Raw genomic sequence first — 21526 nt, 5'->3', positions numbered from 1 at the left:
GACGCCGAACACCTCGAACAACCGAGGTTAGGTTTGACTAACCCGCAGGTCAGAGTGGGCGGGAAGTACGATTGCTCCCTGTGAGCCCATCAGCCCAAGCTCCGGATTTCCTGTATTCAGACCTGCTCCCCATCGGTCCCGACGAGACGCCCTACCGTCTTGTCACCACCGAGGGCGTATCGACCTTCGAGGTCGACGGACAGCGGTTCCTCAAGGTCGATCCGGAGGCCATTACGCGCCTCACCGCGGAGGCGATGCACGACATCAGCCACTACCTGCGACCCGCGCATCTGCGGCAGTTGCGCAGGATCATCGACGACCCGGAAGCGTCGGGTAACGATCGCTTCGTCGCGCTCGACCTGCTCAAGAACGTCAACATCTCGGCTGGCGGCGTGCTGCCGATGTGCCAGGACACCGGCACGGCGATCGTCATGGGCAAGAAGGCCGAGGGTGTATTGACCGGCGTCGACGACGCCGAGGCCATCTCGCGCGGCGTCTACGACGCGTACACGAAGCTGAACCTGCGCTATTCGCAACTCGCGCCGCTCACCGTTTACGACGAGAAGAACACCGGCACCAATCTCCCCGCGCAGGTCGAGATCTACGCGACGGAGCAGGGGCCCAAGGGACCGGAGTACAAGTTCCTGTTCATGGCCAAGGGCGGCGGATCGGCGAACAAGTCGTTCCTGTTCCAGGAGACCAAGGCGATCCTGAACCCCCAGCGGCTGCTGGAGTTCCTCGACGAGAAGATCCGCTCGCTGGGAACCGCGGCCTGCCCGCCGTATCACCTCGCCGTCGTCATCGGCGGCACCTCGGCAGAGTTCGCGCTCAAGACGGCCAAGTATGCGTCGGCGCACTACATCGACACGCTGCCGTCGGAAGGGTCGATGGCCGGGCACGGCTTCCGGGACCGCGACCTGGAGGAAGAGGTCTTCAAGCTGACCCAGTCCTTCGGGATCGGCGCACAGTTCGGCGGCAAGTACTTCTGCCACGACGTCCGGGTGATTCGCCTGCCGCGCCACGGCGCATCCTGCCCGGTGGCGATCGCCGTGTCCTGCTCGGCCGACCGCCAGGCGCTGGGCAAGATCACCGCCGACGGCGTCTTCCTCGAACAGCTCGAGACCGACCCGGCGCAGTACATGCCCGACGCCGGCGTCGCCGAGGACATCGAGGGCGGACAGGTCGTCGAGATCGACCTGAACCGGCCGATGCCCGAGATCCTGGCCGAACTCAGCAAGTATCCGGTCAAGACACGGCTGTCGCTGACCGGCCCGCTCGTCGTCGCCCGCGACATCGCACACGCGAAGATCAAGGAGCGCCTCGACGCCGGCGAGCCGATGCCGCAGTATCTGCGCGACCATCCCGTGTACTACGCCGGCCCGGCGAAGACCCCCGAGGGCATGGCATCGGGCTCGTTCGGGCCCACCACCGCCGGCCGGATGGACTCCTACGTCGAGCAGTTCCAAGCCGCCGGCGGTTCGATGGTCATGCTCGCCAAGGGCAACCGCTCCAAGCAGGTGACCCAGGCGTGCGGAACCCACGGCGGCTTCTACCTCGGCTCGATCGGCGGCCCGGCCGCGCGCCTCGCACTGGACTGCATCAAGAGCCAGGAGGTCATCGAGTACCCCGAACTCGGCATGGAAGCGGTCTGGAAGATCGAGGTCGAAAACTTCCCGGCCTTCATCGTCGTCGACGACAAGGGCAACGACTTCTTCACCGACCCGTCGGGCACCGTCAGCGTACCGGTCAGCGGCGTGCGAATCCGGTCGAAAGAGCGCTAGCCGCGGCAGCTCATCCGCCCGGCACCTGCCACTTGAGGCCGGGGAACCGAGCGAAGTCGCGGTCGAGGGTGACCCAGGTGGCGCCGTGCTCGATCGCCGTCGCAGCGTGATCGGCGTCGGAGATCAAGGGCCCTTTCGCATCGGCCGAGCGGCACAGGCCGGCAAATATCTCCCAGTGACGCGGACCCGGCAATACGTCAACCACCCCGTTGTTCGCACGCAGCGATTCGATGTGAGCCAGCGCGACCGCCAGCGGCGTGGGCGCAGCGTAGATATGTCGATTAGTCACAATCCGGATGTATCCCGCGACCACGGCTGGAGTCAGCGCCAGAGTTTCGTCGGATTCCAACGCCGACTGCAGCCACTGACGCAACTCGACGTGACGGTCCGCCTCCTGCCGCAGCGCCCCGATCAGGACGTTGATGTCGGGCATCTGCACGTCAGCGCACCTTCTCGATTGGAAGCCCTTCTTCGCCGATTTCGAGCAGTGCCGATGTCTTGACAGGGTCGAGCCCTGGGCGCATCCCGCCGTTCGGCCCGGGGTCGTACGGTTCCGGCAACACGACCTTCTTCCGTCGCGCCCCCGGCGTCGATCGCCGTTCCAACTCGCGTCGAAGGGCCTCCTCCACCAGCGAGGTGACTGTTTGATCGGCGTCCCGCGCGGTGCGCTTCACTTGCTCATACAGGCCATCCGGCAAGATGATCGTGGTTCTCATATGTCTAACCATACGCCGCGATATGACTATATGCATCCGTGCGGGTTGACGTCGACAATGAACGCCGGCGCCCCGGATTCGTTCCAGGGAGCGCGGAGGTTTGAGTACGATGACTGCCATGAATACCCAGGTCCTGGGCTTGCCGCGCGGGCGGGCGTTGACGCGTGACGACCTCGACCTCATGCCCGACGACGGCCACCGCTACGAACTCATCGATGGGGTGCTGATCGTGAGTCCGGCCCCGATCCTTCGTCATCAACGTGCGGTGATGCGCCTGTCCGTCGCGATCTACGACGCCTGCCCCGACACCGCCGAAGTGTTGCCCGCACCCTTCGACGTGGTGCTGGCCAACGACACGGTGATCCAGCCCGACGTCCTCGTCGCGCGCAACGCCAACCTCACCGAACGCGACCTGCCCGGACCACCGTTGCTGGCGATCGAAGTGCTCTCGCCGTCCACGCGGGGGATCGACCTGCTGCTGAAGAAGGAGCGGCTGGCCCGCGCCGGCTGCCCGCACTACTGGACCGTCGACCCGGCCGTCCCCTCCATAACGGCCTGGGAACTCCGCGACGACGAGTACACCCGCAGCGCCGAGGTCACCGGCGACGACGAATTCACGGTGACCGATCCGTTCCCGATCTCACTCGTTCCCGCCGCGCTCGTCGCCACCACCCGCTAGCGGGGCCGTCGGCGCTCGGCAGGCGGCCACCGACGACCGCACGGTTCAACGGGGCCCGGGGAAGGCAATCATTCAAGCGGCGTAGGGTTAGGCCAACCTAATTAATCGTTGAACGGAGGAGCGCCGACGATGACCGAGTACCGCATCGAACACGACACCATGGGCGAGGTCAAAGTGCCCGTCGACGCCCTGTGGCGGGCCCAGACCCAGCGGGCCGTCGAGAACTTCCCGATCAGCCACCGCCCGCTCGAACGCACCCAAATCCGAGCGCTCGGACTCCTCAAGGCGGCATGCGCACAGGTCAACAAAGACCTCGGTCTGCTCGACGCGGAGAAGGCCGACGCCATCATCGCCGCCGCCAGCGAGATTGCCGAGGGCAAACACGACGACCAGTTCCCCATCGACGTGTTCCAGACCGGGTCGGGGACCAGCTCGAACATGAACGCCAACGAGGTGATCGCGTCGATCGCGAAAGCCAACGGCGTCGACGTTCATCCCAACGATCACGTCAACATGTCGCAGTCCTCCAACGACACCTTCCCCACCGCGACGCACGTCGCCGCCACCGAGGCCGCGGTGACCGGTCTCATCCCGGCACTCGAGCATCTGCGGAAGGCCCTGGCGGCCAAGGCCGACGAATGGCGCGATGTGGTCAAGAGCGGCCGCACCCACCTGATGGACGCGGTTCCGGTCACCCTCGGGCAGGAGTTCGGCGGCTACGCCCGGCAGATCGAGGCCGGCATCGAACGGGTCCAGTCGGCACTTCCCCGCGTCGGCGAACTGCCGATCGGCGGTACCGCGGTCGGCACCGGGCTCAACGCCCCCGACGGCTTCGGCACAAAGGTGACGGCCGAACTGGTCAAGCTCACCGGCGTCGATGCCCTGCGCCTGGCCGCGGACAACTTCGAGGCGCAGGCCGCGCGCGACGGCCTCGTCGAACTCTCCGGACAGCTCAAGACGATCGCCGTGTCACTCACCAAGATCGCCAACGACATCCGCTGGATGGGCTCCGGCCCGCTCACCGGGCTCGGCGAAATCCAGCTCCCAGACCTGCAGCCGGGCAGTTCGATCATGCCCGGCAAGGTGAATCCGGTGCTGCCGGAGGCGGCCACGCAGGTCGCCGCGCAGGTTATCGGCAATGACACCGCGGTCACCTGGGGCGGCGGCAACGGCGCCTTCGAGCTGAACGTCTACATCCCGATGATGGCGCGCAACGTACTCGAGTCGATCACGTTGCTGACCAACGTCTCGCGGTTGTTCGCCGACCGTTGCATCAGCGGTCTGGTCGCCAACACCGATCGGCTGCGCACGCTGGCGGAGAGTTCCCCGTCGATCGTCACCCCGCTCAACAGCGCCATCGGCTACGAGGAGGCCGCCGCGGTCGCCAAGCAGGCGCTGAAGGAAGGCAAGACGATCCGGCAGACGGTGATCGACCGTGAGCTGATCGGCGATAACCTGACCACCGAGGAGCTGGACAAGCGGCTCGACGTGCTCAAGATGGCCAACCTGGACCGCGAACGCTGACGAACCCGGCGCAACTCGGCCTAGCCTGAGGCCATGGCCGACATCGCGGAGTTCCCCGACGACTGGCAGACCGCACTCGTGCTCGTCGCCCACCCCGACGATCCCGAATACGGCATGGCCGCCGCCGTGCATCGCTGGACGCATGCGGGCAAACGGGTGGTCTACGCGCTCGCGACGAGCGGCGAGGCCGGAATCGAAGGCATGCCTCCGGAAGAGTGCGGGCCGCTGCGGGAGGGCGAGCAGATCGCCTCGGCCGCCGAGGTCGGCGTCGACGAGGTGACGTTCTGGGGCTTCCCCGACAGCGAGGTGTTCAACACTCCCGAGTTGCGCGCGAAGGTCGCCGAGACGATCTCCCGCGTCGCGCCCGACGTCGTGCTGGCCACCTACGGCGGGCCGGAATGGGGTCCGGGCATGCCCAATCAGCGCGATCACATGGAGTTCGCGGCCGCGGTCCGCCAGGCTTTCGCCGAACTCGACGGCCCGCGCCCGCGCTGGCTGTTCGAGAACAGCCCGCAAGCCACGCACGCCGTCGCCGTGGGCGGTGCCGACATCGAGGCGGCCGTGCGATCGCTGGCCGAGCACCGCGAATACCTGCGGGTCCTCGATCCGGATACCCCGGTCGGCAAGCAGGCGTACGACCAGGTCGAGGCGACGACCCAGGCCCGCGACGACTTCGGCGGGCGACGTGCTGTCGGATTCGAATTGGTCGCCACCGGCTAGCGGACGGTGCCCACTCGGCGAAGGTCAGGTGCCCACTCGGCGAAGGTCAGGTGCCCACTCGGCGAAGGTCAGGTGCCCACTCGGCGAAGGTCAGGTGCCCACTCGGCGAAGGTCAGGTGCCCACTCGGCGGAGGGGCGGCGCTTGATCGGATCCTTGCGTCACCGTAACCGTTACGTGACTCAACCACCGATTTCTACTGGCACACTGAAGTGGTGCTGAAGTTACTGCAGAGAAATTTGAGACTAATGGGACTCGTTGCTGCCGTGTCCGCGGCCGTCGTGGCTGTCCCCGCAGTCGCGGGTGCGCAGCCACAGGCTCCGAGTACGGGCAACGGGTCGGTGGACCAGACGTTGAACAGCGTGCTCGACGCGATCGCCGGTGGCGGAACCCCGTCGCCGACCGGCGCGCCGACATCGCAGCTCATCGTCGCCACCGGCAAGAACGCCAGCGACACCACCGGGACGCTGACCGCCTACGAGAAGGAGGCGAACGGCACCTGGAAGATCGTCGTGCAGCCCGTCAAGGCGTTCTTCGGCGCCCAGGGCCAGGGCGAACCCAAGGACAACGTGCCGCGCACGCCGTCCGGCACCTTCGCACTGGACCAGGCGTTCGGCCGCAAGGCGAACCCGGGCAGCAAGATGCCGTACAAGAAGGTGACCGCCGAGGACTGGTGGGACTCGGACATGAAGTCCCCCACCTACAACACCATGGTCACCAAGAAGGAAAAGCCCAGCTCCGACGCGGAGAACCTGTACAACATGGGCCCCGTCTACGACTACGCGGTCAACATCGCCCACAACACCGCCCGCACACCGGGCAAGGCGTCGGCAATGTTCCTGCACGTGACCAACAACCAGCCGACGCTCGGCTGCGTCGCCGTGCCCGAGGCGTCGATGATCCAGATCCTGAAGTGGCTCGATCCCGCGAAGTCGCCGAAGATGACCATCGGCGTCAACGCGCAAGCACCGACCGGTGACATGGGCGGTGCGAGCCCGCAGGAGCAGAACGGCTCCCCCAACGGTGCCGCCGACGGCATTCTGGGCGGACTCGCCGGGACGCTGCTGAACCTGATCCCGGAGGCATTGGGCAAGGTCGCGCAGAGCTAGCCGCCGAACCAGGACGAATCAGACCCCGACATCCGCGAGGTGTCGGGGTCTGACTTTGCCGGTGATCGGTTCCGGGGCCTACGTGAATTCTTCGAGCATGTCGGTCACCAGCGCCGCGATCGGCGAGCGCTCCGAACGGGTCAGCGTGATGTGCGCGAACAGCGGATGTCCCTTGAGCTTCTCGATCACCGCCGCGACACCGTCGTGGCGTCCCACGCGCAGGTTGTCGCGCTGTGCGACATCATGGGTCAAGACCACCCGCGAGCCGGAGCCCAGCCGCGACAGCACGGTCAGCAGCACGTTGCGCTCCAACGACTGCGCCTCGTCGACGATGACGAAGGAATCGTGCAGCGACCGCCCGCGGATATGCGTCAGCGGCAGCACCTCGAGCATGCCGCGCGAGGCGACCTCGTCGATGACCTCCGTCGACGCCAGGCCCTCCAGCGTGTCGAAGACGGCCTGCGCCCACGGCCCCATCTTCTCGGCCTCGCTCCCGGGCAGATAGCCGAGCTGCTGCCCGCCGACCGCGTAGAGCGGCCGGAACACGACGACCTTGCGATGGGTCCGCCGCTCCAGGACCGCCTCCAGCCCGGCGCACAGGGCGAGCGCCGACTTGCCGGTGCCGGCCTTGCCGCCGAGGGAGACAATCCCGACCGTGTCGTCGAGCAGCAGGTCGAGCGCGACGCGCTGCTCGGCGGAACGGCCGTGCAGCCCGAAGGCCTCGCGGTCACCGCGCACCAGCTGCACCCGTTTGTCCGCGTTCACCCTGCCCAGCGCACTGGACCCGCCGACCAATCGGATACCCGTGTGGCACGGCAGGTCGCGCGCCTCGTCGAGATCGATCACGCCTTCTTCGAAGAGCGCGTCGATCTGCGCCGCGCTCACCTCCAGCTCGGTCATCCCGCTCCACCCGGAGACGACGACGTCCTGGGCGTGGTACTCGTCGGCGGCCAGACCGACGGCTCCCGCCTTGACCCGCAGCGGCGTGTCCTTGGTGACCAGGGTGACGTTGCGCCCCTCGGCGCGCAGGTTCAGCGCACAGGCCAGGATGCGGGAGTCGTTGTCGTCGGTGCGAAATCCGCTCGGCAGGACGGCCGGGTCGGTGTGGTTCAGCTCGACTTGCAGGGTGCCGCCGACTTCGCCGATGGGGATCGGTTCGTCGAGCCGGCCGAACTCACCGCGCAGATCGTCGAGAAGGCGCAACGCCTCCCGGGCGAACCAGCCGAGTTCGTGGTGGTGGCGTTTGCCCTCCAGCTCGCTGATGACGACCAGCGGCAACACCACATGATGCTCGTCGAAGCGCGTGACGGCCTTCGGGTCGGAGAGCAGCACAGAGGTGTCGAGGACATAGGTGCGAGTAGTCACGTGGACTCCTACGCCGGTGCGGCACCCGCGCCGACAGGTGTTACAGGTGACCGGACGATCCGTGCCGTTGCGACTGGGCTAGCCGCGCGAGCCGAGGACCGGGGCCGGTCCCCTCGTGTCGCTGAACTCCACGATCGAACCTCCCGGATGAACCACTTCCCCTGCGGTCCATCGCTTCCGACGCTACGCCGACCGGGCGACGATGCGCGGTGGCGCGCCGCGCCCGCGTGTGAACTTTATGCAAACGGCGGGGAGCTACGCGCTGTTCGCGAGGGCGAGAATCCGCTTCTTGGCGGCGTCGGCCGCCTCCGACAACCCGTCGACACTCTCCAGCTTGACGCCGTCGACGATGGCCTTGGCGATCTCCGCGTGCGTCTCCGGACCCTCATAGTGGGCGAACAGGTTGCGCTGCTCGTCGAAGTCGGCGATGTCGGCACCGATGGTGTCGATGTTGCTCAGCGCCCAATCGATGGCCAACACGGTCGCGTCCTGGTCGGCCACGAGGCCCGCGCCGAGGAAACCGATGAAGTAGCGGGCCTGCGACGCGTCGTCGGCCGCGATCTTGGTGAGGATCTGCGCCAGCACGTCGTCCACGACGACGCCGCGAAGCTTCTCGGTGAAGCCGACGGTCTGCAGCTCGTGCACCGCGAGCAGGGCGAGCACGTCCATCGGCCGCAGGTCGGCGATCTCTTCCTCGCGCTGGCGGTAGCCGGCGACCACATGGATCCGACGACGGTTCTCGGCGTCGACCGGATCGAGGGCGCGGGTGACGACCAGGTAGTCGCGCAGCACGATCGCGTGGCGGTTGTCCTCGGCCGTCCAGGTGCCGACCAATGCGCGCCAGTCGGAGAACGCCGGGAAGTACATCGCCAGCAGGCGGTGGTACGAGGGCAGGTTGTCTTTGAGCAGCAGCAGGGCCAGCAGCCCGGCGCGCACCTCGTCGGAGGTGTCGCTATCCGACGGCTCCCAGTCCTTACCGCCGAGGAAGGCGAAGTTCCGGCCGAGGTCCCACGGAACCCAGTCATGCGGCTGCCACGGGGTCGCGTCGGCTTGGTGCTCCTCCGACAGTTCGGGGAGGGCCTTCTCGAGGGCAATGACGAGTTCGTCGATTTCCAGAATGCTCACAGTCGACCAGGATACCCGGTGTCAGACCCGGCTCATGAGTCCCCACTGCTCGAGCCCGTCGTACAGCGGGAAGTCCAATGCGAGGTTGGAGACACGGGCGCGCAAGGCCGACGTGTCGGCCGACGTTCCGGCCGCGAGCGCCGTCGCGATGATGTCGGCGACCTCGGTGAACTGCTCGTCGCCGAAACCTCGGGTGGCCAGCGCCGGCGTGCCGATGCGCAGTCCCGAGGTGACCATCGGCGGTCGCGGATCGAACGGCACCGCGTTGCGGTTGACGGTGATCCCCACCTCGTGCAGCAGGTCTTCGGCCTGCTGACCGTCGAGCGGGCTGTTCCGCAGATCGACGAGGACCAGGTGCACGTCGGTGCCGCCGGTGAGCACCGAGACGCCGGCGTCGGCGACATCGGATCCGGTGAGACGGTCGGCCAGGATCTTCGCACCCGAGAGGGTGCGCTGCTGGCGCTCCTTGAACTCCTCGCCCGCGGCGATCTTCAGGGCGACGGCCTTGCCGGCGATGACGTGCATCAGCGGCCCGCCCTGCTGCCCGGGGAACACCGAGGAGTTCAGCTTTTTCGCGAAGTCCTTCTTCGCCAGGATCAGCCCGGAGCGGGGGCCACCGAGCGTTTTGTGCACGGTGGTCGACACGACGTCGGCGTGCGGCACCGGGTTGGGGTGCAGCCCGGCGGCGACCAGTCCGGCGAAGTGGGCCATGTCGACCCACAGGTGCGCACCCACCTCGTCGGCGATCTCGCGGAAGGCGGCGAAGTCGAGGGTGCGCGGGTAAGCCGACCAGCCGGCGCAGATGACCTTCGGCTTGGTGTCGAGGGCGATCTTGCGCACCTCGTCCATGTCCACGCGGAAGTCTTCCTTGCTGACGCCGTAGAAGACGTTCTCGTAGAGCTTGCCCGAGAAGTTCAGCCGCATCCCGTGGGTGAGGTGCCCGCCGTGGGCGAGGTCGAGGCCCATCAGGGTCTCGCCCGGCTCCATCAGCGTCATCAGCACGGCGGCGTTGGCCTGCGCGCCCGAGTGGGGCTGCACGTTGGCGAACTCCGCGCCGAACAACTCCTTCGCCCGGTCGCGTGCGATGTCCTCCACCACGTCGACGTATTCGCAGCCGCCGTAGTAGCGGCGGCCGGGGTAGCCCTCGGCGTATTTGTTGGTCAGCACGCTGCCCTGCGCCTGGAGCACCGCGCGGGGCACGAAGTTCTCCGACGCGATCATTTCCAGGGTGTCGCGCTGGCGGGAGAGCTCGCCGTTCATCGCCGCGGCGACATCCGGGTCGAGCTCCGCCAGGGACATCGTGTTCACCGACGTTGCTTCATTCGCCTCAGCCATACCGGCGAGTTTAGTTGGCCAACTCCGCCCTCAGCAGCGCCGGGGTCAGCGGCTCGTCGAGAAGGCGGTTGAACCTCGCCGGCCGGTCGTCGCCGGCGTCGAGCCACTCCCCGAGCAATCGGTAGCCCTCGACGTAGGTGCTGATGTAGGCGCGCCACAGCGGTGACGTCAGGAACCGCAGCATCTGCCGCGCCCGGTCCTCGCCGACCAGCAGCCAGGTCGCGAGGAAAGCGGCGACTTCGTCCGGTCCAGCTCCACGGTCGTGCAGCAGCAGCGCGGCGTCCTGGCGCACGGCGAGCAGATCCGCCGTCGCCTCCCCCACCGCGGTCGCCTTCCGCGCGTCGAACCGGAGCCCCAGGTCGGCATAGATCGTCTCGGCCCACAACGGCCAGTCCGGGCCCATCGCGGCACGCAGGGCGTGATCGGCCAGTCCTTCGGCCATCAGGCACTGCGGTGTATTGACCAGGAAGATGGTCTGCTCGCGCTGCCCGCCCCCGACCAGGAGTTTCTCCTTGCGGCAATGCTCGGTGTGGTGGCCCGGGTAGGCCTCGTGTGCGACCAGATGCGGCAACGCCGCGAGATGCTGGGGTACATCGGTGTTGATGGCGACGCGAGAGCGATATCCGCCCAGGTAGTAGTTGAACCCGGACCACGGCTGGTCGGAGACGATCTCGAAGTCGACGGTCTCCTCGACGGGGAGGTCGACGGTCTTGCGCACCTCGTCGCGCAACGCCGAGGCGAAGGCGTCGACGCAGTCGGCGAGGCGGTCGGCGGGGATCTCGGTGGACTTCCGGTAGGCGCGATACGCGTCGCGCAGCGTCGCCGGGTCGTCGGCGACCCCGAGCGCATCGGCGAGTGCCCGGTGCGCCTGGCGGTAGACATCGGGGTCCTGCGGCGCGATGTCGACGTCGAAGTAGGCCCGCACCTCGTCGACGAAGCCGATGTCCTCACCGGCGAACTTGCGCGCCGAACACTCCAGCGCTCGCAGGTGTGACGCCAGGAACTCCGCACGGTCGGCGGGCAGTCCGCCGGGCAGTCGGTCGCGCAGGGCGGCGGCCCGTCGGGCCAGCACGGCCGGATCGGGCCGGGGCTCGTCGCGGACCTGCGCGACGAGTGCGGGATCGCCGGTGTAGGCGTCGACGAATCCCTCTTCGAGCAAGTCGAAGGCGAGGCCGATGCGGAGGTACTCGGTGACGATCTCGTCGTCGTCGCGGGGGTTCACGATGCCGAGCTTTCCACAATCGGCCATCCCGCGTGGCGGCGGTTCGGACCGGACAAATACGCTTGATTGATGCCGTTCGGATTCGGACCAGGGATTCGCGGACGCCTCCAGGAGCGCCGGTGAAGCGATCCTCTGGGCGCGACCCCAGCCTGTACCTCGAGCTCGACCGCCGACAGTGGCGCGAGCTGCGCGAATCCATGCCCATGGTGCTGACCCAGAACGAGCTCGACGCGATCGCCGGCCTGGGCGAGCGCCTCGACCTCGCCGAGGTCGCCGACGTCTACCTGCCGCTGTCGCGTCTGATCCACCTGCGCGTCGCCGCGCGCCAACGCCTCTACGCCGCGACCTCGACCTTCCTGGGCGAACTGCAGACGTCTCGCCAGGTGCCGTTCGTCATCGGAATCGCCGGCAGCGTCGCCGTCGGCAAATCAACGACCGCGCGCCTACTGGCGACCCTGCTGGCCCGATGGGACACCCATCCGAAGGTCGACCTCGTCACAACCGACGGCTTCCTCTATCCGACGCGCGAGCTCGAACGACGCGGCATCATGCACCGCAAGGGCTTTCCGGAGTCCTATGACCGCCGCGCGCTGCTGCGGTTCGTCACCGAGGTCAAGTCCGGAGCGCGCGAGGTGACCGCGCCGGTCTACTCGCACCTGACCTACGACATCGTCCCTGACGTCAACCACTACGTCCGCCAGCCCGACATCCTCATCATCGAGGGCCTCAACGTGCTCCAGACCGGCCCGACGCTGATGGTCTCGGATCTGTTCGACTTCTCCGTCTACGTCGACGCGAAGACCTCCGACATCGAGAAGTGGTACATCTCGCGCTTCCTGCAGATGCGCACCACGTCCTTCGCCGACCCGAACTCGCACTTCCACTCCTACGCCGGGCTCAACGATGTCCAGGCCACCGCCGCCGCGCGGGACATCTGGACGTCGATCAACCGCCCCAACCTGGTGGAGAACATCCTCCCGACCCGTCCCCGCGCCGACCTCGTCCTGCGCAAGGATTCCGATCACTCGATCAACCGGGTCCGGCTACGCAAGCTGTGAGTTCTCACCCTTGAGCCATTGATCCAGCGTCATCGCGGTGACGACGTCGGGATGCTGCGGAATGAGGCTGCCGTCGCGCAGCGCCCGGCCGCCGAAGCGGATCGGGATCAGCGGCCCGCGAGCCCCCCGGACTCCGCGCAGCGCCCGAGCGACATCGACCAGGTCGAGCTGTTCGGGACCGCGGACCTCGACCACCGGCCGCCCCTGGTGCGCGGTACCCAACGCCGCGTCGGCGATGACCGCCGCGCCGTCGCTGGCGGCCATCGGCGCGGTCACCATATGCGGCATGACCGCGATGGGACCCACAGACATCTGATCGGTCATCGTGGCCGCCAGCTCGAACCACTGCGTGGTCCGCACGACCGTCAGCCGGTTGCCGAGGATGTCGCGGTAAGTCTGCTCTTGAGCGGCTTTGCCCTGGTAGTAGCCCATTCGACGATTGACGGCGGGATCGGCGGCATTGCAGATCGACAAGCAGACGACGCGGGCTCCCGCCGCGGTCGCCGCCTCGGCGACGTTGGTGGCGGCCTGGGCAAAAAACTCCTTCGCCTTCGCGGCCGACATCGTGGTCAGGTTGAGGCAGTCGATGACGACGTCGGCGCCGTCGACCGCTTCGGCCAATCCGGCACCGGTCCGCGCGTCGACCCCGCTGCCACGGTGCGCCTCCACGACGGTGACTCCGCGCTCACCCAACTGGTTGCTCACGAGGGCGCCCATCGTTCCGGTCGCCCCGAGCACGACTGCTTTCACTGCCGGCCCCTTTCTCCCTAGCCATCCCGATCACAACTGCGATCCCCCCTCAGGATAGAGGCTGATTGAATCAGATAAATGGTTCAATCACCCTATGAATAATCGGGCCAATTCTCTGACTAACAAGGCTTGGGGCACAGCGGCGAGCACCGGCACCGATCTGCATCTGGACTTCGTCGCGGACGGACCGTCGCGCGGCCGCGGTGCCCGACAGCGCCGCGACCTGGCCGAATCCCTGCGTGCCGCCATCACCGACGGCCGGCTAACGGCCGGCAGCCGCCTACCGCCGTATCGCTCGCTTGCCGCCGACCTCGGCATCGCGAGGGGCACAGCCGCGGCGGCCTATTCGGATCTGATCGCCGAAGGTTGGCTAGTGGCACGCCAGGGCGCAGGCACGCGGGTCGCCGAACGGGTGACCGCCACCCCACCGATGCCGGCAGCCAGGTCGTCGGCGACTGCCACACCCCCGCGGCACAACTTTCTCACCGGTCAGCCGAATGCAGGCAGATTCCCCCGGGCCGATTGGATCACCGCTACCCGACACGCGCTCGGAACCGCACCGGACAGCGCCTTCGACCCGTGTCCACCCCACGGCAGTTGGGAGTTGCGCACGGCGCTGGCACACTACCTCGCCCGCGCTCGCGGGGTACTTGCCGAGGCGGACCAGATCGTCCTCACACCGGCCGTCCAGTACTCGCTTCGACTGCTGACGCCGGCGGTACTCGGACGATCAGTGGCGGTCGAGAGCCACGGGCTGATGTTTCATCGCGAGGCGATCGAAGAACGCGGCGCAGCAACGATCCCCGTACCGCTCGATGACCACGGTGCGGTCATCGACGCGATTCCGCCGCGGGCGACATCGGTGCTCCTCACCCCGAGCCATCAGTCACCCACCGGCGTGTCGCTATCCCCGGCGCGTCGCACCGCGGTCATCGATTGGGCCAGACGGACCAGCGGATTGGTCGTCGAGGACGACTACGACGGCGAGTACCGCTATGCACGCGACCGTGTCGGCGCCCTCCAAGCACTCGGCCCCGACGTCGTCGCGTATACCGGCTCGGTGAGCAAGACGCTGTCGCCGTCGGTACGGATCGGCTGGCTGGTTCTACCGCACCGGCTCGTCGAGCAGGTCGCCTGGTCAAAGGGGCTTCGCGAGCCAGATGCGAGCATCGTGGACCAACTGGTCCTGGCCGAGATGATCAACTCCGGTGCCTACGACCGACATATCCGGCGGACCCGACAGTTCTACCGGCGGCGCCGCGACCAGCTGATCGCGGCGCTCGCCGAGATCGGCATCAACGTTTCCGGAATCGCCGGCGGTCTACACGCGGTGATTGCGACGACCGCCGATCGAGAGTCGGCCCTGATCAGGGCCGCGATCGAGCGCGACATCGGCGTAACTGCACTCTCGTTCTTCGCTCACCCCGCGGCGACCGATCCGCCGCGGCACGGATTAGTCGTCGGGTTTGGCACGCCGTCGGCCTCGTCTTACACAACCGACGTCGCGGCGCTGACAAGTCTGTTGCGCGACATCGCGTGAAGCGTGGTGCGCTACCGACTCGCGGCCTCCACCACATCACGCGCCGCCAGGTACCCGAAGACGATAGCGGGTCCGATCGTGGCGCCTGGCCCCGCGTACGTATGCCCCATGACCGCCGAAGACACGTTCCCCGACGCATACAGTCCGCCAATCACCGATGCGTCTGCACGGAGGACTCGGGCTCGCGCGTCGGTAACCAAGCCACCTTTGGTGCCGAGGTCGGCCGGCACGAATTCGGCGGCATAGTAGGGCGGCTTGTCGAGCACCCCAAGGCCGGGGTTGGGCTTGTTCGTGATGTCGCCGTAGTAGCGGTCGTAGGCGGAGGCACCCCGCCCGAAATCCTCGTCGACGCCGGCGCGGGCAAACTCGTTGAATCGCGCGATTGTTGCCGCCAGCGCGTCGCCGGGCAGCGAGAGGCGCACCGCCAGTTCGGGGATCGAATCGGCTCGCACGAGAGCTCCACTGTCGAACCATTTCTGCGGTAGCGGCGTCTTCGCCGGCCGACCGGCGAAGACGTAGCGGTCACGGTAACCCTGATCGAAAATCATCCAGGCCGGAAGATTCTCGGCGGGCCCCGCGCCGCTCCCGTGCTCCCCACCGAACATGGCGTGGGTCGCTTCCACATAGGGAAGTGACTCGTTCATGAATCGAACTCCCCGATCATTGACGATGAGGCTGCGGGGAAGCGAGCGCTCGGAGAGGGCGAACCACGGTCCACTCGCAAGCGGAATCGAGGGCGCCCACCACGCGTCGTCCATCAGGTCCACCCCGGCTCCGACTTCGGTGGCCGCCGTGATCCCGTCACCGGTGTTTGCCGTCGCGCCAAGAGAGTACGTCGTCCCCGCCGGCGCTCGGTGGTATTGCCTGCGCATCGCCTCGTTATGGTCGAAGCCTCCACACCCGAGGATCACGCCGCGCTTCGCGATGAGTTGTTCACCAGTGTCGAGGACCACTCCGGTCACCTGGCCGTCGATCTGAATCAGTTCCCTCATGCCGCAACCGAGCCGAACCGACACCCCTGCCTGGCGGACGCCGATCATCAAAGGCCCGACGAGGGCGCCCCCGAGCCCCACGAGCCGCTGTCCGCGCAAACGGGCGATCGCCGTTCGACCTGCGATCTTCAGCATGCGTACCGGACCCCGCCAATGCCGCGTGCCCGTGCTCAACCATTTGTAGTCGCCTTGAGTCACCACCACGTTGAGTGGAGTCTTTGTGTAGAACGGTTCCATCGTGGCGTAGTCGTCGCCCAACGTCCGCACATCGAACGGCCGCGGTTCTACCGACCGCCCCTCGGCACGGCCGCCGGGCAGTTCAGGCAAATAGTCCGAGTATCCGTCCACCCACATCAGTCGCAGCGGCGTCCACTCGCACAGTGCGCGCAGAGCCTCCGGACCTCGATCAATGTAGGTATCGAGCTTCTCAACGTCGACGACGTCGCCGGCCAGGGCATGAAGGTAGCGCCGGGCGTCGTCGATGCTGTCGATCCCCGCGGAAGCGGCGAGAACGTCGTTGCCCGGGATCCAGATGCCACCGCCCGACCGGGCTGTGGATCCACCCCATCGGTTCGACTTCTCGACCAGCACAACCTTCATGCCGCTACGCGCCGCCGTGATCGCTGCGGTCATGCCGGCTGCGCCGGAACCAACGACGACCACATCTGCCTGATAGTTACTATCCATATGATAGTAACTATCACGTGCGCGGGCGCGGCGCAATATGCCAGAGTGGCGGAGTGACGTCTCTCCCCCCGCTCCGCGCTAGGCAGCGCGAGGAAGTTCGCCGAAGCATCGACGCAGCCGCACTCCGGCTATTCGGCGAACGCGGCTACGACGCCGTCACGACCGACGAGATCGCGTCCGCTGCCGGGGTATCACCGAGCACGTACTACCGGCACGTGCCGACCAAAGACGATCTGCTGCTGCGCCCGGTCCGGGCCAGCAGCGCCGCGATTCTCGAACGATTTCGCGCCAGCCAAGACTCGGACCCGGAAGCCGCTCTCGTCGCAGCGATACGCGAGCAGACGCAATCGTTGAGCGACGCCGAGCCGGCCAACTGGCGGGCGATCATCGCGCAAGTCCCCGGGATTCTCGACCGCGTCCAGATGATCGATGATGACGACCGGGAACAACTCATCGCCATCACGGCGCATCGGCTTCGAACCGCCGAGGACGATTTCCGCCCCGGCGTGCTGGTGATATCGGTACTCGCCGTCGTCGAATTCGGGTATCGGCGGTGGATGACGGCGGGCGACAACGCGCCGCTGGTGGACTACATCGATGCGGCGCTGGCGGCGCGCAACCGGTAATCAGCGCTCAAAGCGGTTCTCCCCCAGAGACTGCATGAAGCCCGGGCCGAGCAACCGGTACTCGTCGGCGAACTCGGCAGCCCATGTCGGGAAAGGGTGGTGCGCCAGGTACTCGTTGCCGAATCGCGAGTCCTCCGAGACTTCTGTCACGCAGAAGTCCGGGATGGCCAAATCGGTCACCGGCCGGGCGCGCTCGACCTCACCGACCAGCAGCGGAGCATTGTCGGCGAGGAAGCGGTCGACGACCCAGCCGTCCTCCCCCATCCACATCGAGTAGCGCACCTTGGCGATCAGCGCCGACGCCCGGCCGGCGATCGATCCGGCGACCAGCGAGTCGATCTCCCGCTCGGCCTCGTACCTCGTCCCCGACACCGCCGGCCCTTTCACCCCGATGGTCCCAACCGCGTCGGGCAGTGCGGTGAGGGCCTCGGGCAGATCCCGGGGCGGCAGGTCGAGGTCCACCGAGGAGGCCGCGCCGCTGATGCGCACCCGCACGGCGAAGCCGTCCTCGGCGAAGACGTAGGCCTGGACTATCAGCGTCGGGGTCGGGTCGCTCGCCCCCTCGGACGGCAGATCCCGCAGCAAGAACTTGCGCTCGAACTCGAAGTCGCCGAGGTCGGCTATGGCCTCGCGCTCGTCGGCATCGTCGTACATGTTTCAAATCTAGTGCGACGACCAGCAGATCCGCGGTTACCGGCCGAATCGGCGATTCCGCGCGCCGTAGTCGCGCAGCGCGCGGAGAAAGTCGACCCGGCGGAACTCCGGCCAGTAGGCATCGGTGAACCAGATCTCCGAATACGCGCTCTGCCACAGGAGGAACCCGGACAGCCGCTGTTCGCCGGAGGTCCGGATCACCAGGTCGGGGTCGGGCTGGCCTTTGGTGTACAGGTTGCGGTCGATCGCTTCGACGGTGACCGCTTCGATCAGCTGCTCGGCTGAATCGCCGGCCGAGACGTGCTCGGCGAGGAGGTCGCGCACCGAATCGACGATCTCCTGGCGGCCTCCGTAGCCGACGGCGACGTTGACGTTGAGGCGGTCGTCATGCGCCGACGTGCGGTCGGCCGCGGACTTCAGCCGTTGGGCGGCCGCGGCGGGCAGCTGATCGATGTTGCCGACGAGCCGTACCCGCCACCCGCGCTCGGGCGCCGCGATCTCGTCGACGATGTCGGGCACGATCTCCATCAGCGCGTCGAGTTCTTCCGACGGCCGCTGCAGGTTCTCGGTCGAGAGCAGGTAGATCGTCACGGTCCTGATGCCGAGCTCGTCGCACCAGGACAGCATGTCGGCGATGCGGGCCGCTCCGACCCGGTGACCGTGGCTGACGTCCTCGAAACCCGCTTCGCGCGCCCAGCGCCGGTTGCCGTCGCAAATGATGGCGACGTGCTTGGGCAGACGCTCCCGGTCCAACAGCTGCGTGAGCCGTCGTTCATAGACCGCGTACATCGGGGTACGCAGCGTTTCCGGAATGAGTTTCATCGCGACTCACTGTACGCCGGAGTTTGCCAACTCGGGAGTAACTTACGGTACCGTAGGTTTATGACCTCCGAGATCCCCACCCCGGTGCACCTGGAATTCAAGCCGCGCCTTCGCGGCGTGATCCACCAGTACTCGGCGTGGATCTCGACGATCGCCGTCGCCGCACTGATCGCCGGCGCCGCGCTGCTCAAAGGCGGGGGCGCGGCCGTCGCCTGCGCCATCTACGGGATCACCGTTTTCGGGCTCTTCGCGATCAGCGCGACCTATCACCGTCACAAGTGGGGGTCCGAGCGCGCGGCCAAGCTGATGAAGCGCGCGGACCACTCGATGATCTTCCTGTTCATCGCCGGGTCGTACACGCCGTTCTCCTACCTCGCGCTGCCGTCGCCGACGCGGTGGTGGGTGCTGGGAGTCGTGTGGGGCGGCGCCCTGGCCGGCATGACGCTGAAGATCGTGTGGCCCGAAGCGCCGAGGTGGCTCGGTGTCGCGCTCTACATCGGCCTCGGCTGGGTCATCATCGCCGAGGCGACGACGCTCATCGAGTACTCCGGCTGGCTGATCATCTCGCTGCTGGTCCTCGGTGGCGTCCTCTACAGCGTCGGCGGCATCCTCTACGCGTTGCGCTGGCCCAACCCGTGGCCGGAGACCTTCGGGCACCACGAGTTCTTCCACGCCTGCACCGTCGTCGCCGCCCTCGCCCACTACATCGCCATCTGGCTCCTCCTGCTGCGCTGACCCCGACGGGCGGTCGTAGACTCGACCCATGCTCGCCGTCGCCGCCCCGCAGCCCGACCGGGTCCTGCGCACCGTGCGCGGCGTATCCGTCGGCGGGGTGGCGGGGCTGACCGCCGTCGCGGGCCACAGCCTTGCGATGCCCGGCGAGACACCGGGCGTCGGAACCTTCGTCTTCCTCCTGGCGGTCTGCGCCGTCATCGGCGCGACCGTGACCGCACTTCCCCGGGTGAACGGCACCGGTGCACTACTCGCCATCCTCGGCACCTCGCAGCTCGTCGGTCACCTGGCCATGTCCGTCGGTACCACTCACGGCCTGCACCTGCCGTCGGCGACGATGCTGGCGGCGCACGCTCTCGCCATCGCGGGTGGCGCCCTTCTCGTCGCCGCCGCCGACCGCGCGACGCGCCGGGCCCTCGGGCTCCTGCACCGCCTGCTGCGCGCCGAGTTCCTCCCGCCGTTGCCCGCCGCCCGTCCGTGGACGCCGATCGTCTCCGACGAGCCCCTCATCGCACGGCTCGCCGCCGCCAATCGGCACGTCAGACGCGGCCCACCGGCTGCCTTCGCACCCGTCTCCCACTAGCCGCAGCGCACCCGTACTGCCCCGACCGCGGACCAGCGGTCGTCGACGCGTGCGCGCCTGACGCACCCGAATCGAGTCCCACATGTTCCGCCCTCTCCTGCCCTTGATCCGCCGGCTGCACTTCTACGCCGGCATCCTCATCGCCCCGTTCCTGCTCGTCGCCACCGTGAGCGGCGGCCTCTACGCCCTCGCCCCTTCGGCCGAAGCGGTCGTCTACCGCGACCTCCTGACCACCCAGCACGACGGCCCGCCGCGAACGATCGCCGCCCAGGTCGAGTCCGCCCGTGCCGCCCAACACGGCGAAGTCACCGCCGTCGACCCGGCGGCCGAGCCGGGCCAGACAACCCGGGTCTACTTCACCGATCCGAGCCTCGGCGAGTCCGAGCGGCGCACCGTCTTCGTCGACCCGGCAAGCGCGCGCGTCCTGGGCAGCAGTGTGACCTACGGCAGCAACGGCGCCCTGCCGATGCGCGCGTGGATCAGCCAGTTGCACCGCAATCTGCACCTCGGCGAGCCGGGACGCGTCTACAGCGAACTCGCCGCATCGTGGCTGTGGGTGGTCGCCCTCGGCGGATTGGCTTTGTGGCTCAACCGGTTTCGCACGCGTCGGCGGAACACCGGCGCGCCCTGGTGGCGCGTCGGCGTCGTGGAGCGTCGGGGAAACCAGCGTGCCCGCACCCTGAATTGGCACGGCGCGGTCGGGGTATGGCTGGTCGTCGGCGTCGTCTTCCTGTCGGCGACCGGGCTCACCTGGTCGCAGTATGCGGGCGCCAACATCGCCGATCTGCGCAGTCACCTCAGTTGGCAGCGTCCATCCTTGCCGTCGGCTCCGAGCAGCCATCACCACCACGACGGCCCGGTGGTCGCGGTGGACGATGACCGGCTCGATGATCTGCTGACGACAGCCCGCAACCACGGACTCGACGGACGGGTGGAGATCGCCCTGCCGACCGAGGCCGGCAGCCCCGTGACCATCACCCAGACCCGGCAGCCGTGGCGCTACACGGTCGACTCGATCGCCGTCGACCCCGTCTCGATGCACGTCACCGCACAGCTGCCGTTCTCGCAGTGGTCGTGGCCGGCGAAGCTCACCGACTGGGCCATCCAGCTGCATATGGGCATCTTGTTCGGGTGGGTCAGCGCACTCGCCCTTTTCTCCCTGATGGCAGCGCTGACAACCGTGATCGTCCGCGGCTACCTGATGTGGTGGCGACGCGGCCCGGGAACACGCCCGGGCCGTGCACCGAAGCGAGGTACGTGGCGCACCGCCGCGGTCGCCGCCGACCGGCGTTCCCGAACGGCCTTCGCGCTGCTCATCGCAGCCACAGTCCTGGTCGGCTGGTTCGTCCCGTTGCTCGGGATCTCGTTGCTGGCGTTCCTGGTCGTCGACGCCGCCGTCGGCCGGTTCGCCGCGACGCCGCCGGTCGCCGAATCATCCGATCCGGAGGTGTCGGCTACCGTCGGCGCGCGAACTGCATCGAGCGATCCCTGAGAGCTGGCTCCGCTTC

The 21526-nt window shown here is 67.6% G+C and carries 21 protein-coding genes; 11 read left to right on the top strand and 10 right to left on the bottom strand.

The window, feature by feature from the left end; genetic code table 11:
* Positions 1 to 80: 80 nt before the first annotated feature.
* Positions 81 to 1781, top strand: a complete 1701-nt coding sequence (locus GOARA_RS03760; protein ID WP_007320963.1) for a fumarate hydratase — start codon at positions 81 to 83, stop codon at positions 1779 to 1781.
* Positions 1782 to 1791: 10 nt separating this feature from the next.
* Here the strand turns inward: GOARA_RS03760 and GOARA_RS03755 are convergent, their stop codons facing one another.
* Both GOARA_RS03755 and GOARA_RS03750 read right to left on the bottom strand, forming a co-directional pair.
* Entirely contained in the window at positions 1792 to 2214 is a 423-nt protein-coding gene (locus GOARA_RS03755) for a type II toxin-antitoxin system VapC family toxin (RefSeq protein ID WP_040521669.1), read from the bottom strand.
* A 7-nt stretch (positions 2215 to 2221) separates the two neighbouring features.
* The gene (locus GOARA_RS03750; RefSeq protein ID WP_007320961.1) at positions 2222 to 2497 is read right to left on the bottom strand and encodes a DUF2191 domain-containing protein; all 276 of its coding nucleotides are present in this window, start codon (positions 2495 to 2497) and stop codon (positions 2222 to 2224) included.
* A 109-nt stretch (positions 2498 to 2606) separates the two neighbouring features.
* Here GOARA_RS03750 and GOARA_RS03745 point away from each other — a divergent pair, with 109 nt between their 5' ends.
* The 4 genes from GOARA_RS03745 (at position 2607) to GOARA_RS03730 (ending at position 6527) form a co-directional block, all read left to right on the top strand.
* Positions 2607 to 3176: a Uma2 family endonuclease gene (locus tag GOARA_RS03745; protein ID WP_007320960.1), complete on the top strand. Its 570-nt coding sequence runs from the start codon at positions 2607 to 2609 to the stop codon at positions 3174 to 3176.
* A gap of 129 nt (positions 3177 to 3305) precedes the next feature.
* On the top strand, positions 3306 to 4700 hold the full coding sequence (locus tag GOARA_RS03740; protein ID WP_007320959.1) for a class II fumarate hydratase: 1395 nt from the start codon (positions 3306 to 3308) through the stop codon (positions 4698 to 4700).
* 33 nt (positions 4701 to 4733) lie between these two features.
* The gene (locus GOARA_RS03735) at positions 4734 to 5420 is read left to right on the top strand and encodes a PIG-L deacetylase family protein (protein WP_007320958.1); all 687 of its coding nucleotides are present in this window, start codon (positions 4734 to 4736) and stop codon (positions 5418 to 5420) included.
* Positions 5421 to 5666: 246 nt separating this feature from the next.
* Positions 5667 to 6527 (top strand): L,D-transpeptidase family protein, encoded by an 861-nt coding sequence (locus GOARA_RS03730; protein ID WP_007320957.1) that lies wholly within the window; start codon positions 5667 to 5669, stop codon positions 6525 to 6527.
* 78 nt (positions 6528 to 6605) lie between these two features.
* Here GOARA_RS03730 and phoH2 read toward each other — a convergent pair whose 3' ends face one another.
* The 4 genes from phoH2 to GOARA_RS03710 all read right to left on the bottom strand — a co-directional run bounded on the left by phoH2 (position 6606) and on the right by GOARA_RS03710 (position 11601).
* Complete coding sequence (phoH2, locus tag GOARA_RS03725; RefSeq protein WP_007320956.1) at positions 6606 to 7892, bottom strand: RNA 5'-3' helicase PhoH2; 1287 nt, start codon at positions 7890 to 7892, stop codon at positions 6606 to 6608.
* Positions 7893 to 8147: 255 nt separating this feature from the next.
* Positions 8148 to 9017: an acyl-ACP desaturase gene (locus tag GOARA_RS03720; protein WP_007320955.1), complete on the bottom strand. Its 870-nt coding sequence runs from the start codon at positions 9015 to 9017 to the stop codon at positions 8148 to 8150.
* A gap of 21 nt (positions 9018 to 9038) precedes the next feature.
* Complete coding sequence (gene glyA / locus GOARA_RS03715; protein WP_040521668.1) at positions 9039 to 10316, bottom strand: serine hydroxymethyltransferase; 1278 nt, start codon at positions 10314 to 10316, stop codon at positions 9039 to 9041.
* A 46-nt stretch (positions 10317 to 10362) separates the two neighbouring features.
* Positions 10363 to 11601 (bottom strand): hypothetical protein, encoded by a 1239-nt coding sequence (locus GOARA_RS03710; protein WP_007320953.1) that lies wholly within the window; start codon positions 11599 to 11601, stop codon positions 10363 to 10365.
* Between the two features lie 92 nt (positions 11602 to 11693).
* On the opposite strand from GOARA_RS03710, the gene coaA reads away from it, so the two are divergent.
* Positions 11694 to 12632 carry a type I pantothenate kinase gene (coaA, locus tag GOARA_RS03705; protein WP_007320952.1) on the top strand — a complete coding sequence of 313 codons (939 nt, stop codon included), beginning with the start codon at positions 11694 to 11696 and terminating at the stop codon, positions 12630 to 12632.
* On the opposite strand, the gene GOARA_RS03700 is transcribed toward coaA, so the two are convergent.
* Positions 12618 to 13382, bottom strand: a complete 765-nt coding sequence (locus tag GOARA_RS03700; protein ID WP_007320951.1) for an SDR family oxidoreductase — start codon at positions 13380 to 13382, stop codon at positions 12618 to 12620. The two genes, coaA and GOARA_RS03700, sit on opposite strands and share 15 nt — an antisense overlap.
* Positions 13383 to 13476: 94 nt before the next feature.
* Here GOARA_RS03700 and pdxR point away from each other — a divergent pair, with 94 nt between their 5' ends.
* Positions 13477 to 14922 (top strand): MocR-like pyridoxine biosynthesis transcription factor PdxR, encoded by a 1446-nt coding sequence (gene pdxR / locus GOARA_RS03695; protein WP_007320950.1) that lies wholly within the window; start codon positions 13477 to 13479, stop codon positions 14920 to 14922.
* A gap of 11 nt (positions 14923 to 14933) precedes the next feature.
* Here pdxR and kstD read toward each other — a convergent pair whose 3' ends face one another.
* Positions 14934 to 16601 carry a 3-oxosteroid 1-dehydrogenase gene (gene kstD, locus GOARA_RS03690; protein WP_007320949.1) on the bottom strand — a complete coding sequence of 556 codons (1668 nt, stop codon included), beginning with the start codon at positions 16599 to 16601 and terminating at the stop codon, positions 14934 to 14936.
* A 53-nt stretch (positions 16602 to 16654) separates the two neighbouring features.
* On the opposite strand from kstD, the gene GOARA_RS03685 reads away from it, so the two are divergent.
* Entirely contained in the window at positions 16655 to 17227 is a 573-nt protein-coding gene (locus GOARA_RS03685; protein WP_040521625.1) for a TetR/AcrR family transcriptional regulator, read from the top strand.
* Here GOARA_RS03685 and GOARA_RS03680 read toward each other — a convergent pair whose 3' ends face one another.
* Both GOARA_RS03680 and GOARA_RS03675 read right to left on the bottom strand, forming a co-directional pair.
* Positions 17228 to 17881, bottom strand: coding sequence for a CYTH domain-containing protein (locus GOARA_RS03680; RefSeq protein WP_007320947.1), 654 nt, complete (start codon positions 17879 to 17881; stop codon positions 17228 to 17230).
* Between the two features lie 36 nt (positions 17882 to 17917).
* The gene (locus GOARA_RS03675; protein ID WP_007320946.1) at positions 17918 to 18703 is read right to left on the bottom strand and encodes an isoprenyl transferase; all 786 of its coding nucleotides are present in this window, start codon (positions 18701 to 18703) and stop codon (positions 17918 to 17920) included.
* A 60-nt stretch (positions 18704 to 18763) separates the two neighbouring features.
* Between GOARA_RS03675 and trhA the strand changes: the two genes are divergently transcribed.
* The 3 genes from trhA to GOARA_RS03660 all read left to right on the top strand — a co-directional run bounded on the left by trhA (position 18764) and on the right by GOARA_RS03660 (position 21510).
* The gene (trhA, locus tag GOARA_RS03670; RefSeq protein ID WP_007320945.1) at positions 18764 to 19438 is read left to right on the top strand and encodes a PAQR family membrane homeostasis protein TrhA; all 675 of its coding nucleotides are present in this window, start codon (positions 18764 to 18766) and stop codon (positions 19436 to 19438) included.
* Positions 19439 to 19466: 28 nt separating this feature from the next.
* Positions 19467 to 20018 carry a hypothetical protein gene (locus tag GOARA_RS03665; protein WP_007320944.1) on the top strand — a complete coding sequence of 184 codons (552 nt, stop codon included), beginning with the start codon at positions 19467 to 19469 and terminating at the stop codon, positions 20016 to 20018.
* Between the two features lie 82 nt (positions 20019 to 20100).
* On the top strand, positions 20101 to 21510 hold the full coding sequence (locus GOARA_RS03660; RefSeq protein ID WP_007320943.1) for a PepSY-associated TM helix domain-containing protein: 1410 nt from the start codon (positions 20101 to 20103) through the stop codon (positions 21508 to 21510).
* The last annotated feature ends 16 nt before the right edge of the window (positions 21511 to 21526 follow it).

It is taken from the genome of Gordonia araii NBRC 100433 (assembly GCF_000241265.1).
Classification (GTDB): Bacteria; Actinomycetota; Actinomycetes; order Mycobacteriales; family Mycobacteriaceae; genus Gordonia; species Gordonia araii.
Note: the sequence above shows the minus strand (reverse complement) of the source record. Positions and strands in the feature narration are given on the sequence as shown.